Raw genomic sequence first — 15025 nt, forward strand, 5'->3', positions numbered from 1 at the left:
TTTATCCCCTCCTTTCTACATTGTCTTCGCAATGATCAGCTATCATTTTTAACATCACAGCTATATCATATGACTCTTTATTTTTATTAAGAAGTTTTTTATTTGTAAATTTGATGTTAGTTATTTCCATAATTCTGTCTGTTTCTCCATCTAGTTTTTCTATATAATAATTTAAAATTTTCCCTATTGCCTCATAGTAATCATCCGTAATAAATATCGGAAAATGATTGGGTGTATAGTGCGGAAGTTTCTTTTCGCGTTCCCAAACCGCTGCAATGGCACCATTAGCAATTGCTTCTGAAAGCTCCCCAGACTCCTCATTTACGGGCACAAATAAGCCTCTAGGCTGTGCTACGCTGGCTTGATCTGACATAGTGTAAAACAACATATCATCCTGAACACCTTGTTTTTCAGAAAACAAATGGACCAAGTCGTTTAAAGCTAAATACATACCTATCTCCCCTCGATTGCTTCCCGAGCAATCAGCCTATCATCAAAATCATGTACAACATTACCAATAATTTGATAGGTTTCATGTCCTTTACCTGCAATTAAAATAACATCTCCGGTTGTCGCATGGGTAACAGCAGTAAATATAGCTTCTTTTCGGTCAGGAATAACCTGGTAATTTTCACCCTGTACACCCGCTTCCATTTCTTTTAAAATTGCGATCGGGTCTTCACTTCTTGGGTTATCCGATGTAAGAATAGGGTCGGTAGCCAAGCGGCAGGCAATTTGAGCCATCAATGGACGTTTCGTGCGATCACGATCCCCCCCACAGCCGACAATGACAAAAATCCTTTTCTTTGCGAAATGCTGAATGGTTTTCAACACATTTTCTAAGCTATCTGGGGTGTGGGCGTAATCAACGATTACAGAAAAATCTTGTCCTGCATTAACCAGTTCAAACCGTCCAGCTACTCCTTTAACTCCCTCTATGGATTCAATAACCTTATTTAATTCAATCCCTGAGACAAGAGCAGAAGCAATACTTGCTAAAACGTTATAAACACTGAATTTTCCAATCAGATGCATTTGAATGGGGTAGCTGCACTCATCTATAACTAGATTAAATGTGGTACCCTTTGGAGTCATTTGTATGTTTTGTGCTTGAATGTCACATTGGTTGTCGATCCCATATGTAATAACATGTGCAGCGGTTGATCTTTTGTACATTTCCGATGCCGGGTCATCGGCATTCAAAATAGCAAATTTAGGCTTACTATGATTAAAAGTATTACCAAGTTGGGCGAACAATAAGCTTTTAGCACGCTGGTATTCTTCCATCGTTTTATGATAGTCAAGGTGATCCTGGGAAAGATTTGTGAACACTGCTATATCATAATCACAGCCATGGACTCTTCCCATGTCAAGTGCATGTGAAGATACTTCCATTATTGCTGAATCGACACCTGCCTCAACCATTTGGTTAAACGTTTTTTGTAGCGTCAAACTTTCTGGTGTGGTGTTTTTCGTTTCCAGTATCTGTTCAGCAATTTTCGTATACATTGTACCTATGATTCCTGTTTTCTTACCTGCATCAGCAAATATTTTTTCAATCAAATGACTGGTAGTGGTTTTTCCATTTGTACCTGTGATTCCAATTAAATGTAGCTTTTTCGATGGCTGTTCATAAAAGGCATCTGCAAGTACAGCCATTGACCTTGTAGTATCCTTTACAAGAATTACCGGTACATCTATTGCTAATGGGTGTTCAGCTAAAACGGCAACCGCACCATTTTTTACAGCGGATTCAGCGAAATCATGGCCATCCACAGTGTAACCTTTAATACAAATAAATAAGCTCCCTTTTTGCACCTTGCGGTTGTCATTCTCAATCGATGTAATTTCAGGGTTATCCCCCTTAAAAGGAACAATTGGGTGCAAAGACTTTAGCAGCTCTTGTAGTTTCATTTTACCTCAAATCCTCTCATGACAGTACATACATATTGCCAGTATTTACCTCAGTGAGACTACTAGCGAAAGTTCCATCTTATTTTACATTAAATTATTTTATTTTGCTATTTGTTATGTAGGTTTTAAAAAAAATAGGCGGCGGAATAGACTCCGACCGCCCAAAAAGATGACTTTTTACTTATTTTCACATGATAAGAAAGTATAATATCGACTTCGAGAACTGTCCAGCTCCAGCGCCTAGCCCCTCGGGTCAAATAACCTTCTGCAATAAAAGTCAAAAGGCGGACTTTTCTTGCAGAAGAACATTTGCCTGTCGGGGCTGATCAAGGCGCTTCCGCTTTTCTTAGTCCCCTTTACCAAAGTAAAGTCTTATTTTTGAACCTTCCTTGACTTTGGTTCCCGGGCTTGGGGATTGTCGTACAACTACATCCCCTTCTCCGCTAGGATCAATTCTTAGGTTAATCATCTGCTCCTGAAGTTCTCCTTTTGTAAGACCCACAAAGTCAGGTAATGTTAATAATGGTGTATCTGGCCACTTTATTTCTTTTTCGATTTGTTCTTTACGCGGTTCTATTCCCATTGCACTTAAACTATCTTTCATGATTGCACCTACAATCGGTGCACTGACTGTACCACCAAATGCGGTAACCCCCTTAGGATTATCCACCGCTACATAGACCACTATTTGTGGATCATCCGCTGGTGCAAAACCCATAAAGGAAACAATGAAGTTATTTTCCAAGTATCTTCCGTTTTGAGCCTTTTGGGCGGTTCCCGTCTTACCACCGACACGGTAGCCTTCCACAAACGCCTTTCCTCCAGTTCCCTGTGCAACCACACTCTCAAGGGCATGACGGATTTCTTTAGATGTTTCCTCGGTTATAACTCTTCTCTTTTCAACAGGAGTATTCCTCATTACCACTTCTTTCGTAACAGGATCAATTAATTCTTTTGCAATATAAGGTTTGTATAATATACCTCCATTAATGGCAGCAGATACCGCAGTTACCTGTTGAATTGGAGTAACAGATACACCTTGTCCAAATGCAGTAGTAGCTTGTTCAACTGGACCAACCCGATTTAGATTGAATAGAATTCCTGTTCCTTCTCCTTGTAAATCAATTCCAGTCTTCTGACCGAAGCCAAAATCCTTTATATATTTAAAAAGTTTATCTTTGCCTAAACGCTCACCTAATTCTACAAATCCAGGGTTACATGAGTTTTGTACTACTTCTAAAAAGGATTGGTCGCCATGTCCACCCCTTTTCCAGCATTTTAACCTTGCACCTGCCACTTGAACAGAACCTGAATCATGAAAATGTTCCTTTTCCAGGTTAACCTTCCCTTCATTCAAAGCTGCTGCAAGTGTAATAATTTTAAATGTGGAACCTGGTTCGTAAGTAGACCAGACAGGGAGGTTCCTGTTATATACTTCCTGAGGTACATTTCGGAAGTTAGCTGGATCGAAAGTCGGTCTGCTCGACATAGCTAGTATTTCACCATTATTAGGATTCATGGCAATAGCTACTAACCCGTCTGGATTGTATTTCGCCTCTGCAATATCTAGCTCTCTTTCCACGATGGTTTGTATTTTTGAATCAACTGTCAGCTTTAGATCAAGACCATTGACTGGTTTCTCATAATCATCGGCCATGCTATTCATGCGCTCACCTTTAGCATTCGCATAGAATTTAACCGCACCCCGTTCACCATTTAACTCTTTATCATAGTACTGCTCAAGTCCCATCAATCCTTGGTTATCCACCCCTGTAAAACCAAGAACATGTGATAGGTAACTTCCATTCGGATAATGGCGCTTTGAATCTTCACCTATATAAACTCCTTCAAGTCCCAGAGCTCTAATTTCTTTTGCCTTTTCATGTGAGATTTTTCTGCCTTCTTTAATCCGAACAGATGATGCACGTTTAGTAATTTCACGATAAGCATTTTCTTTCGACATATCTAATACGGATGCCAGTTTTTCAGCAGTTGTCGCAGGGTCCTTAATCTGCCGCGGGATTACATAAACAGTTGGTGCGCTAATATTTGTTGCTAACGGGATTCCATTCCGGTCGACAATTTGCCCCCGCTCTGGTTCAAAAGGAATATTCCGACTCCAGGATCCCTTTGCTCGATCGGTTAACATATCCCCTAGAACAAATTGTACATATCCAAGTCTAACATCAATAATTAAGAAGGTCAGAAATCCAACGAATAGTGCAATCATTAGTCTCTTACGGACAGTAACATTTGAAACACGCATAGTATGAACGATCCTCCTCTTTCATGCATTCCATTATCGTTCATTTATATGCTTGTACTTTTTTCAATAGAACGAGCCCTTTGTGAAAAAGCACAGAAAAAAGAGGTCGACTTTCCAGCCGACCTCTTCTTATCAATCTTTTACCTTTTCTTCCTGTTTTTCAGTTTGATCCTTGTTCTTATCAGTTGATGCTTCTTTTTCCTCATTCCACTGTTCTTCAGGGGTTTTTAAATCGACTATGAGAAAATCTCCCTCTTTAAGAGGTGATTTTGGTTTAATATTTTGCTGGGCCACATACCCTTTTCCTTTTGAATTGAGCTTAAGTCCAGCAAGGTTCGCCACCTTCATCACATCTCTTATGGACCAACCAGTCATATCTGGTACGGTTAGCTCTCCATTTGTTTGGAGGATTACCTTTTCCCCTTCTAATATAGTTGTCCCTGCCTTAGGAAGTTGTCCAGTTATTTCTGTTCCATTTCCCAGCACAACTGTTTCAAAACCTTTTTCCTTTAAATCCTTAACGGTTTCCATAACAGAGTGTCCTTTTAAGTTTGCCATTTTATTAATCGCTGCCTTTTCAAGAACAGAAGGCTGAATATTTAAATAGTGGAGGCTATTTTGCATAACAGGATTAAAAACGCCAGATACAGGAATTGCACCTTGTCCTGCTTCCAACCCTTCCAATACTGGCTCTTGCACAGCTACATAAACGATTAATTTAGGATCGTCCTTTGGTGCCATCCCTAAGAAGGAAAACATATAACTGTTTACCCCTCTTAGATATTTACCATTAGGTCCTGGAATATTGGCCGTCCCAGTTTTACCTGCAACACTATAACCCTCGATTTTGTAACGACCACCTGTCCCTTTAGGTGAGGTAACAACTGTTTCAAGTATATCTCTTACCTTACTAGCTGTTTCAGCAGAAATTGGGGTGGATACCACCTCCGGGGAAGACTCTTTAATGGTTTCACCTGTATCATGATTGACAATTTTTTCAACCACATGAGGTTTTAGCATCTTTCCACCATTAGCAATGGCTGTGGCTGCTTGAATTTGTTGAATCGGTGTAATCGCCGTTCCTTGTCCATATGCAGTCGTAATTTTTTCAATCGGATAGGTAAATTGGATTTTACCAGAGGTTTCATCTGGTAGTTCAATTCCCGTTGGTTTATTAAATCCAAATTTAGTTAAGTATTCTCTGAATCTTTCAAAGCCCAATTTCTCTTTTGCTATTTTTGCGAAGGCAACGTTAGAAGAACGCTGAACTCCCTCTAAGTATGAAATGCTTCCCCATCCTGAGCCATTATGGTCATGAATCGCTTTATCCTTATTTGTCACTTTATATGACCCTGATTGGTAGTATTCATTTGGATTAAACACATTTTCTTGCACTGCTGCTGCTAATGTGAAAATTTTCATAGTAGAACCTGGTTCAAATGATGTTTCTACCGCTTCATTATGCCAGCTTTTATCTATCCCTTCTTTAGTTTTAGGATAAAAGGAAGGACGCTGACCCATAGCTAAAATTTCTCCTGTTTTTGGATCTGCAACAATGGCAATGATTTTTTTAGGCTTATATTCCTTTGCCACTTTATTCATTGCATCTTCTAAAAAGGTTTGAATTTTCTTATCAATCGTTAAATACACATCATTTCCATTCTGTGCTGGTGTGATTTTTTCTTTTCCATTAGGGAGTAGATACCCCCATAGATCACTCTCATAATTAATCTTACCATCGACTCCGGTTAATTCCGTGTTTAATGATTTCTCAATTCCCATTTTTCCTATTGATTTATAGGTTTGATCCTTTTGTTCAACACGGTCAGCATAACCGACTACGTGTGAAGCGAACATTCCATTTGGATAAAACCGCTTGGAATCACGGATAAAAGTAATACCTGGGAGTTCTAAGGCTTCAATTTCTTTCTTCGTTTGATGCGTTATATCTTTTCCAGCCTTACCAAACTCTACTTGAAATCTTCCTTTGGAAATTCCCTTTGTTAGGATACTATAAATTTCGGTTTCATCCATTTGAATATATTTAGCAAGTTCTTTTGCCGTTTTCTGCGGATCTTTAACATGTTGAGGCTTTTTAGGGTTTGTCGTCATTTTTTTATCAACAATAGCGATTAATGTATACGCTGCTGTATCCTCGGCGATTACCTCACCATTCCGATCAAAGATTTCTCCCCTAGCTGCTGCCAGTGTCCCTTCCCTGTTATACTTCTGCTGTGCCTTTGCAGCAAGAGGCTGTCCCCCTACTTCTCCGGTAATTTGGATTGAGTAATATCTAAAAAGTAATACAAAAAAGAGCAGACCGAATATTACAAACAATATCGCTGCTCCAGCATTCATATAGGGCTGTTTCTTGCTCATTTCTCCTGCACAACCTTGACGTTATTTTCGTTTAGCACAAGTCCCATTTTCTTTGCCTTTTCATAAATTCGGTCATATGCACTAAGTTCACTAACCTGAACCTGCAAGTCGCTGTTAACCTTCTGTTGTTCCTTCACTTTTGCTTCCACATTCTGAAGATCTTTATTGACCTCATAAATATTAGATTGGGTAGATATTAGATGAATAGCACCGAAACAAACCAATCCAGCAAATGCGACTCCAATGATTTTTTCCCCTGGAGTGAGCCAGGATTTTTTTATTTTTATTTCACCAATACTTTTGCTGTTTTGTTCAACTTGTTCTTGTTGTTGTTGTTGATACTTCCTGGCAAGATTACTCAATCTTTTCCCCTCCAGATTTTCTTATTTCCAGCTTACGCGCTGTTTTGCCTGTCCTATTTTTAAAGTTTTTCTGCGATTCTAAGCTTTGCAGAACGGGCTCTATTATTTTGTTCTAGCTCTTCCTCCGACGGAAGAATTGGTTTACGTGACACTAGCTTTAAGATTGGTTTATACTCATCTGGAATGATTGGTAAACCTGGAGGCAAATTAGGTGTTTCACTAGCCTTCTTAAATGCTGCCTTACAAATTCTATCCTCTAGTGAGTGGAAGGTAATTACACTAATTCTTCCCTCAGGGTTTAACAAATCAATGGCTTGATTTAACGATTGTTCAAAAACTGCTAATTCATCATTAACAGCAATTCGGACTGCTTGAAAAATCCTTTTTGCAGGATGTCCCCCTTTTCTTCTTGCCGGTGCAGGGATACCTTCCTTAATTAATTCAACTAATTCAAAAGTTGTTTCAATCGGTTTTACTTGTCTCGCTGCTTCAATTTTACGAGCAATTTGTTTTGAGAATTTCTCCTCACCATAGCGGAAAAAGATTCGAACTAAATCTTCATATGCCCAATGGTTGATGACATCATATGCAGAAATATCTGCTTCATTGTCCATTCTCATATCCAAGGGGGCATCATGATGGTAACTAAAACCTCGTTCAGGCGTGTCCAATTGCGGCGACGAAACCCCTAGGTCATAAAGTACCCCATCAACTTTATGAATCCCCCGACTTTCAAGTTCCTCTTTTAAGTACAAGAAATTGCTTTTAACAATCTCTAATCGATTACCGTATTCAGATAATTTTTCTTTAGCATGTGCAATTGCTGTATCGTCCTGGTCAAATGCAAACAGTTTACCATTGTCGCCAAGTCTTGAGAGTATGAGCGAACTATGTCCAGCCCCGCCTAAAGTACAATCAACATAAATACCATCCGACTTAATATTTAGTCCGTCAACAGCTTCTTTTAATAACACAGTTGTATGTTCAAACATTTTTCGTACCACCTTTTCCAATCAAGCGAAATCTAACAGAAAATATATTAATATAACTTATCCATTATATATCAAAGCCAATCATATTTTCTGCAATTTCCGCAAAAGATTCTTCTGACTGTGTAAAATAGTCTTCCCAAATCTGTTTACTCCAAATTTCGATTCGATTGGAAACACCCAAAATTACGCATTCTTTTTCTAGCTTTGCATATTGCAAAAGTGGTGTAGGAATATTTATTCTTCCTTGCTTATCAAGTTCACTCTCTGTTGCTCCTGAAAAGAAGAAACGAGTAAAAGCACGGGCATCCTTTTTTGTCAGAGGTAAGCCTTTTAATTTCTCTTCAATAAGCCCCCACTCTGATACTGGGTAACCAAATAAACATTGATCCAATCCACGAGTAATGATAAACATGTCGCCAAGTTCATCTCGGAATTTGGAGGGCACAATCAATCGGCCTTTATTATCAATGCTGTGATGGTATTCACCCATGAACATACCCATTACCCCCACTTTCTATAAAAAATGTACCACATTCCCCCACTTTTCACCACCTATTTTTTATCTATTCGCCCCTATTTCTACGAAATCCTTTTTTATCCAGTTTATTTTTTGCAAAAAAAAGAAAAACTTCACCACGATAGTGAAGTTTTTCTATAATTTCACAACCTTATGTCTTCCATCAAATTCAAATGCCTCTGTCATGATATCTTTAATAAATGTCAATCCATATTCATTCAAATAATAAAATACATTCCATACACGTTCTTGTGGAAAACCATCTGGCCTTAATGCTAGGTCCACTCGAGCATATTTATTCAATATCACATTATGTCTAAACTTAACCGAATCTTCAAGTCTTGATTGCATAAAGTTAATTTCTTTCAGTAAGTACGCTTCATTTTTCTTTAGCATCGGAAGAAGTCCCCGGTCAAGTTCTTCTGTTTTTGCTTCAATAAGCTGATACTGCTCCATTAAATCAGCTTTTGCCTTTGAAAACATCTCTTCTAACTCTACATCCTTAATAGTTGAAAGAAAGCTTTCCTTTTCTTGTTCTGTTCCTTTAGATAAAACATTTGTTATATTTAATCTTAAATCAGAAATATCTGTTTCAACAGACCGATCGAGGAACGTAATATTTAAGCGTGGGACAATTGGCGGCATTTTAATACGGAAATGCTCAAATACAAGTTTTAGCTCTGCCCAGTAGGAAATTTCCCCTGGTCCTGCAATAAATGCTAAGGTTGGAAATAGCCATTCTTGCATAAGGGGACGAGTCACCACATTATTGCTTAATTGTTCCGGTTTTTTGTTCACAAGCTCCATTAATTCTTCTTTTGAAAAAGAAGCTGTTCCACTTTTCCCCACAAAACGGTTTAATTCCCGATTATATTCTAGAAGGATACGCTCATTTTGTTTTTGGTCATAAAAAAATAGGTTTGCCGCTTGGTCACTAATATCAATAGTAATCGGGTAGCCTTTATTTCCAATTTGCTTTTGTTGCTCTAGGACCGAAAACGTAATGTTTTCATGATTTTCGATTTGCTGAGTAAAGAAATCCCTCTGTATTGAACGAAAATCTTTATTTCCTGAATCAACAATCAACAATCCATAATCCTTGAACAATGCCATAATAATATTTGCAAAAAAATCAACGAAGTTCTCAGACCTGCTAATTTGTTCTTCAGCAAATTGTAAAAGTGTATTAGTATGTTCTGTTTCACCAAAATTTTCAATGATATTTTGTACCCATGATAAACATGCGTCTTTATTTAGTTCTATGTCTGACACCATTTTCTTTTGTAGTACTCTTTCAGGGTAGGTCCATTTATCTACTTTCTGGTTAATCGGCACAAAAACATGATTTACTTCTTGAAAATCATGGTCTTCCCCAGCAATCCAAAAAACAGGTACCACAGGAACACCTAGTTGTCTTTCTTTTTGTTCTGCTAACTTAATAATGGAGATGACCTTATGGATGGAATAAAGCGGTCCCGTTAGAATTCCAGCCTGTTGGCCGCCAATGACAACGACGCTATCATTTTGTCTTAATTTTTCAATTGATTTCTTTACAGCCTCTGAAGTTGGAAAGCGTTCCATGAAGGCTTCTATGTGTCCAGCTACCTCGCTGCGAGGAAATATTCTACCGCCTAATTCCGCCATTCTTTTCTTATCTTCTTCTACATCATTGTACCGATAGTGAAAAAAAGGCTGGATATCAGCAGATTGTTCCAAATAATTAGAAGCAAACCGATTCGTTGCTGGTAAAGAGAGATTTAAAATCTCCATTTATGTACTCCCTTTCTGATCACTGATATTCATTCTAAACGAGTATATCACTACCTGCCCTATTTGAAAAAACCATCCGCTCATTTTTATGTTGAAAAGCTAAAAGTGACAACACTTGAAATTAAGCCATAAAAAGTGAGGGCAATGTACACTAGAAAAAACAGCATAAAATTAAATCGCCAAAAGCCTTTCATAACCTTTTGAAGAATGATTTCTTCCTTAACTTTCCAATGAACAACAACAAACATCATCGCTATTACTATCATTATTAGTATTATTAACCAAAACAATGATATTTCCCAAATCGTAACAATTAAAAAGTGGACAGAAATAATATATAAAATAGTGGTGTAATCTAGTGCAATATGAAGGGATTTCTTTGAATCTTTTGTTATTACTTTTACAAATAAAAAGACCAATATTGAGCCCAAAATTGGTAAAGCAAAAAGAAATGTTAACAAGGAAGACAGAATACTACTCATAATTCTCCCCCCTTTGCTGGTTCTTTTCCCTTTATACAATAATAGACGATCTCTAATAGAGGAGCCTGTTTTTCTTGCTTGTCTGCCTCCTCAAGGATAAAACCAAGAATGGCATCTACTTCTGTCAGCCGATTCGCCTCGATATCTTTTAACATAGAGGAACGATTCTCGGCAGTTTTCTTACAGATACCCATCACTTGTCGAAGGTGCTCCTCTGGGTGGTCTAAGTTCAAAATGAAGGATATTTCACCAAAAAGGCTTGTTAAAACGCGAAAAAAGTATTTATTCTGAATGAGTTCCCCATTTTTCACCTGAAAAATAGAGGTCAATGGATTGATAACCGCATTCACAATTAATTTATTCCTTAGCATTAAATAATAATCTTCTTGCACATGGATTGGAAAATCAGCTGGTACTTTAGTAGCAAAATTTTGTAAGCAGGAGAAATCCCCTCTAAAAATTGCTACATTTGTTGCCCCTTCACCATTATGGCTGACAGTATAAGCATTTTCCTTCAACGCCCCATGTTCTACTGTACCAACAAACAGATTGATCCCCTTAATCTCTTCTAACAGCTTTAAGTGCCCCATGCCGTTTTGTAAGAATAAGAGGTTCTTAGGACGCTTTGATAAGTGTTTGATTTGCTCTAAAACAGTAGAAAGTTGATATTGTTTGACGGTTACTATGGTAAAATCCTCTATTCCCTTCCAAGATGATATAGGAAGAGCCTTGACTGATGACTGTTTTATTATTGCTTTTTTCCGCAACAAGATCCCGTTTTCATTTATTTGATACGCTTGATCTTCCGTTCTTGTATAAATTGTTACTTCAAAAATTTTACTAATATAGGAAGCAAATAATAATCCAATCGACCCAGCCCCTATTACGCCAACCTTCATGGTATCCCCTCATTTAGTCGTCTTTACCCACATTTTATCAGATATTGTCAGCATTCAGTAAGTAAGATGATAAAAAATCCCTTATCGTCATAATACGACAAGGGATTCTAGAATTAAACGGGGTATACAGGATGCTTTCGGTCACTAAAGTTTAATTCTTTTGATTGATAGTAATCAAAGCGCTGAATTAGCACGGTTCTTAATTCTGATGGAGCCACAATTTCATCGACAATAAGTTCTGAAGCCAGCTTGTAAATGTCAATATGCTCTTTATATTCCTTATGCTTTTCTTGAACGAACTTTATTTTTTCCTTTGGATCTTCAATTTCATTAATTTTATTTGAGTATACTGCATTAACTGCTGCTTCTGGACCCATTACTGCAATTTGTGCCGTAGGAAGAGCAATACAGCAATCTGGTTCAAATGCAGGTCCGGCCATTGCATAAAGCCCTGCCCCGTAAGCTTTTCGAACAATAACAGATATCTTTGGGACTGTTGCAGAGCTCATGGCCGCAATTAATTTGGCTCCATGACGAATAATCCCAGCTCGTTCCACTTTTGTACCAATCATAAATCCTGGAACATCTGCTAAAAACAATAATGGAATATGGAAAGCATCACAAAGCTGAATAAATTTAGCCGCCTTATCAGCAGAATCGACAAATAAAACGCCGCCTTTTACTTTCGGTTGGTTCGCTATAATTCCAACTGCTTTTCCATCCATTCTAGCTAACCCCGTGATTAGTTCTGGGGCAAACAATTTCTTCACTTCATAGAAACTATCTTGATCAATGAGTCTATCAATACATTCATACATATCAAAAGGAGCATTTTGATTTTCAGGGATAATCGTTTCTAATTCTCTACCTTCTTTTGGTGCGGTCCCCATTATCCTCTTCGTTTTTTCTTTAAAACTTGCTGGAAAATAACTAATGTATCTTTTAGCTGATTCAATAGCTTCTTCCTCACTATAGGCAAGAACATCGCCACAACCACTTACTGAACAGTGCATGCGCGCCCCGCCCATTTCCTCCAGCGTTACTTTTTCGCCAATAACCTTCTCCGCCATACGTGGGGAACCTAAATACATGGATGCATTTTGATCAACCATGATAACAATATCACAGAAAGCTGGAATATAGGCCCCGCCAGCAGCGGATGGCCCGAACAAAATACATACCTGCGGAATCATACCGGAAAGCTTCACCTGATTATAAAATATTTTCCCTGCCCCTCTGCGGTTTGGGAACATCTCTAACTGATCAGTAATCCTTGCTCCCGCAGAGTCAACAAGATAAAATAACGGCACTCTCAATTTTTCCGCTACTTCTTGAATACGAATAATTTTTTCAACCGTTCTTGCTCCCCAGGAACCTGCCTTAATGGTAGAATCGTTAGCCATGACGCAAACAGTTTGACCATTAATTTTACCAATAGCTGTGACTACACCGTCTGCTGGAAGATCAGCTGCTTTAAAATTAGCAAACTTCCCGTCTTCCTCATAATTGCCATCATCAAATAATAGTGCTAGTCTATCACGAACAAACATCTTATTCTGTGATTTCAGCTTTTCATGATATTTAGGATGTCCGCCAGCCTCGATTTGTTTTCTATTTGCATTTAATTGATCATTTAACATGTTAGTAGTCGTCATTCTGCTCCCCCTCTCCTGTTATTCTAATACTAGAAGAACATCGCCTTCATTTACGAAATCGCCAATATTTACCTTCACATTAAGAACAATACCCTCCGTACTACTTTCAATCGGTATCTCCATTTTCATAGATTCAAGCATTAATACTTCTTGACCAACGTTAACTTGATCACCATTCGCTACAAAAATATTTAACACCGTACCTGCCATAGTTGCTGTAATTTCTTTCATGTCTCTCTCTCCTTATTTTACTAATTTTTTTGTAAGAAAACTTGTTGTATACAATCCTTTTTGGAAATCTATATCAGCTAGGATGGATAAAAACAGGGGCACATTTGTTTTTATTCCTTCAATTTCCACATTCTTAAAGAACTCTTCCGCAGTCAATAATGCCTCTTCTCTTGTCTGACCATAAATAATACATTTAGCTATCATTGGGTCATAGAACGGGGTTACCGTTCCACCCTCCTCATAGCCCGAATCAATTCTGACTCCTTTTGTTTCATTCATTTTTAAAGAAGTAATCTTTCCGGGTGACGGTAAAAAACGAACAGGATCCTCTGCGTATAAGCGGAATTCAATAGCACTTCCATTTGAGTTAATTTCAGATTGCAGTAAAGGTAATTTCCCACCACGTGCTACAAGAATTTGCCATTTTACTAAATCAAGCCCTGTTATCATTTCTGTTACTGGATGTTCGACCTGAAGTCGGGTATTCATCTCTAAAAAGTAAAAATTCCCTCCTTCGTCAACGATAAATTCAATAGTTCCCGCATTAATATAATCAACCGCATGAGCCGCTTTCACTGCTGTCTCATACATCAATTTTCTAACTGGTTCAGTTAGAAAAGGGGATGGTGATTCTTCCACAACTTTTTGATGCCTTCTTTGAATGGAACAATCTCTTTCAAACAAGTGAACAATGTTGCCAGCAGAATCCCCAAACACTTGGATTTCTACATGTCTAGCATCAGCTATATATTTTTCAATAAAAACCTCATCTGAACCAAAGTAAGCCATGGCACGGGTTCTAGTCGAATCATAGGATTTAACGAGCGCTTGCTCATTTTCACAAAGCACCATTCCGATTCCACCGCCACCGCCGCTTGCCTTAAGCATGATCGGGTATCCAATTTCCCTTGCTAAACTACAGGCTTCTTCAATAGTCTTTAAACCATGACCACTTCCAGGTACAACTGGTACTCCAGCCTTTTCCATCGTTTGACGTGAAACAATTTTATCTCCCATTAATTCAATTGTTTCTGGTTTTGGTCCAATAAATATAATTCCTTCTTTAAAAGCTTTTTTGGCAAACGCTGCATTTTCAGATAAAAAGCCGTAACCCGGATGAATGGCATCCACTTTTTCACTTTTTGCTATTTCCAAGATTTTATCAGCTTGTAAATAGGATTTGTTTACTGGCGACTCACCAACATATACAGCCTTAGTTGCCGCTTTAACAAAAGGCATTTCCTTGTCAGCATCTGAATAAATAGCAATCGTTTCAATCCCCATCTCCTGACAGGTCCTTATGATACGAAGAGCAATTTCTCCCCTATTGGCAATTAAAATTTTTTGCACAATTCTACCCCTTTCATGCCCCTTTTGTTCCACCATTAAACTTTCTACATCATTCTCGGAATTTCCTGCAAATTTTGAAAACGCTTCCTGAACTTATTTGAAGAATTTTTTGTGTTTTTGTTATATAATAATATTAATTCATTTCGAATAATGCAAAAATTAATACATCTTCATGTTATTCATGGACAAATGAATATATACAATATTA

13 protein-coding genes are annotated in these 15025 nt (G+C 38.0%); all 13 read right to left on the reverse strand.

Translation table 11 applies throughout. The annotated features are described in order from the left end of the window. Position 1: 1 nt before the first annotated feature. Positions 2 to 451, reverse strand: a complete 450-nt coding sequence (locus AA0X95_RS21600) for a hypothetical protein (protein ID WP_413301458.1) — start codon at positions 449 to 451, stop codon at positions 2 to 4. A gap of 2 nt (positions 452 to 453) precedes the next feature. Beyond that, on the reverse strand, positions 454 to 1914 hold the full coding sequence (locus AA0X95_RS21605) for a UDP-N-acetylmuramoyl-L-alanyl-D-glutamate--2,6-diaminopimelate ligase (RefSeq protein WP_413301460.1): 1461 nt from the start codon (positions 1912 to 1914) through the stop codon (positions 454 to 456). A gap of 346 nt (positions 1915 to 2260) precedes the next feature. Beyond that, the gene (locus AA0X95_RS21610; protein ID WP_413301462.1) at positions 2261 to 4180 is read right to left on the reverse strand and encodes a stage V sporulation protein D; all 1920 of its coding nucleotides are present in this window, start codon (positions 4178 to 4180) and stop codon (positions 2261 to 2263) included. Positions 4181 to 4312: 132 nt separating this feature from the next. Continuing rightward, the gene (locus AA0X95_RS21615) at positions 4313 to 6559 is read right to left on the reverse strand and encodes a penicillin-binding protein (protein WP_413301464.1); all 2247 of its coding nucleotides are present in this window, start codon (positions 6557 to 6559) and stop codon (positions 4313 to 4315) included. Beyond that, complete coding sequence (gene ftsL, locus AA0X95_RS21620; protein WP_413301466.1) at positions 6556 to 6921, reverse strand: cell division protein FtsL; 366 nt, start codon at positions 6919 to 6921, stop codon at positions 6556 to 6558. Before ftsL ends, AA0X95_RS21615 begins: the two co-directional genes overlap by 4 nt. Before the next feature lie 59 nt (positions 6922 to 6980). After that, complete coding sequence (rsmH, locus tag AA0X95_RS21625; protein ID WP_413301468.1) at positions 6981 to 7913, reverse strand: 16S rRNA (cytosine(1402)-N(4))-methyltransferase RsmH; 933 nt, start codon at positions 7911 to 7913, stop codon at positions 6981 to 6983. 64 nt (positions 7914 to 7977) lie between these two features. Beyond that, positions 7978 to 8409, reverse strand: a complete 432-nt coding sequence (mraZ, locus tag AA0X95_RS21630) for a division/cell wall cluster transcriptional repressor MraZ (protein WP_307289041.1) — start codon at positions 8407 to 8409, stop codon at positions 7978 to 7980. 156 nt (positions 8410 to 8565) lie between these two features. After that, the gene (bshC, locus tag AA0X95_RS21635; RefSeq protein ID WP_413301471.1) at positions 8566 to 10200 is read right to left on the reverse strand and encodes a bacillithiol biosynthesis cysteine-adding enzyme BshC; all 1635 of its coding nucleotides are present in this window, start codon (positions 10198 to 10200) and stop codon (positions 8566 to 8568) included. Between the two features lie 86 nt (positions 10201 to 10286). Further along, positions 10287 to 10682 (reverse strand): DUF3397 domain-containing protein, encoded by a 396-nt coding sequence (locus tag AA0X95_RS21640; protein WP_413301473.1) that lies wholly within the window; start codon positions 10680 to 10682, stop codon positions 10287 to 10289. Further along, positions 10679 to 11581, reverse strand: coding sequence for a 2-dehydropantoate 2-reductase (locus tag AA0X95_RS21645; protein ID WP_413301475.1), 903 nt, complete (start codon positions 11579 to 11581; stop codon positions 10679 to 10681). Before AA0X95_RS21645 ends, AA0X95_RS21640 begins: the two co-directional genes overlap by 4 nt. A gap of 113 nt (positions 11582 to 11694) precedes the next feature. Then, complete coding sequence (locus AA0X95_RS21650) at positions 11695 to 13236, reverse strand: acyl-CoA carboxylase subunit beta (protein WP_413301477.1); 1542 nt, start codon at positions 13234 to 13236, stop codon at positions 11695 to 11697. Between the two features lie 18 nt (positions 13237 to 13254). Continuing rightward, the gene (locus tag AA0X95_RS21655; protein ID WP_413301479.1) at positions 13255 to 13467 is read right to left on the reverse strand and encodes an acetyl-CoA carboxylase biotin carboxyl carrier protein subunit; all 213 of its coding nucleotides are present in this window, start codon (positions 13465 to 13467) and stop codon (positions 13255 to 13257) included. Positions 13468 to 13479: 12 nt separating this feature from the next. Further along, positions 13480 to 14817, reverse strand: coding sequence for an acetyl/propionyl/methylcrotonyl-CoA carboxylase subunit alpha (locus tag AA0X95_RS21660; RefSeq protein WP_413301481.1), 1338 nt, complete (start codon positions 14815 to 14817; stop codon positions 13480 to 13482). Positions 14818 to 15025 lie beyond the last annotated feature (208 nt).

This window comes from Neobacillus phoenicis (assembly GCF_047302305.1).
Lineage (GTDB): Bacteria > Bacillota > Bacilli > Bacillales > Cytobacillaceae > Neobacillus.

Bases quoted from the DNA above. Each gene is read 5' to 3' on its own strand.
- AA0X95_RS21600 (WP_413301458.1), bottom strand. From the start codon at position 451: ATGTATTTAGCTTTAAACGACTTGGTCCATTTGTTTTCTGAAAAACAA.
- AA0X95_RS21605 (WP_413301460.1), bottom strand. From the start codon at position 1,914: ATGAAACTACAAGAGCTGCTAAAGTCTTTGCACCCAATTGTTCCTTTT.
- AA0X95_RS21610 (WP_413301462.1), bottom strand. From the start codon at position 4,180: ATGCGTGTTTCAAATGTTACTGTCCGTAAGAGACTAATGATTGCACTA.
- AA0X95_RS21615 (WP_413301464.1), bottom strand. From the start codon at position 6,559: ATGAGCAAGAAACAGCCCTATATGAATGCTGGAGCAGCGATATTGTTT.
- rsmH (WP_413301468.1), bottom strand. From the start codon at position 7,913: ATGTTTGAACATACAACTGTGTTATTAAAAGAAGCTGTTGACGGACTA.
- mraZ (WP_307289041.1), bottom strand. From the start codon at position 8,409: ATGTTCATGGGTGAATACCATCACAGCATTGATAATAAAGGCCGATTG.
- bshC (WP_413301471.1), bottom strand. From the start codon at position 10,200: ATGGAGATTTTAAATCTCTCTTTACCAGCAACGAATCGGTTTGCTTCT.
- AA0X95_RS21640 (WP_413301473.1), bottom strand. From the start codon at position 10,682: ATGAGTAGTATTCTGTCTTCCTTGTTAACATTTCTTTTTGCTTTACCA.
- AA0X95_RS21645 (WP_413301475.1), bottom strand. From the start codon at position 11,581: ATGAAGGTTGGCGTAATAGGGGCTGGGTCGATTGGATTATTATTTGCT.
- AA0X95_RS21650 (WP_413301477.1), bottom strand. From the start codon at position 13,236: ATGACGACTACTAACATGTTAAATGATCAATTAAATGCAAATAGAAAA.
- AA0X95_RS21655 (WP_413301479.1), bottom strand. From the start codon at position 13,467: ATGAAAGAAATTACAGCAACTATGGCAGGTACGGTGTTAAATATTTTT.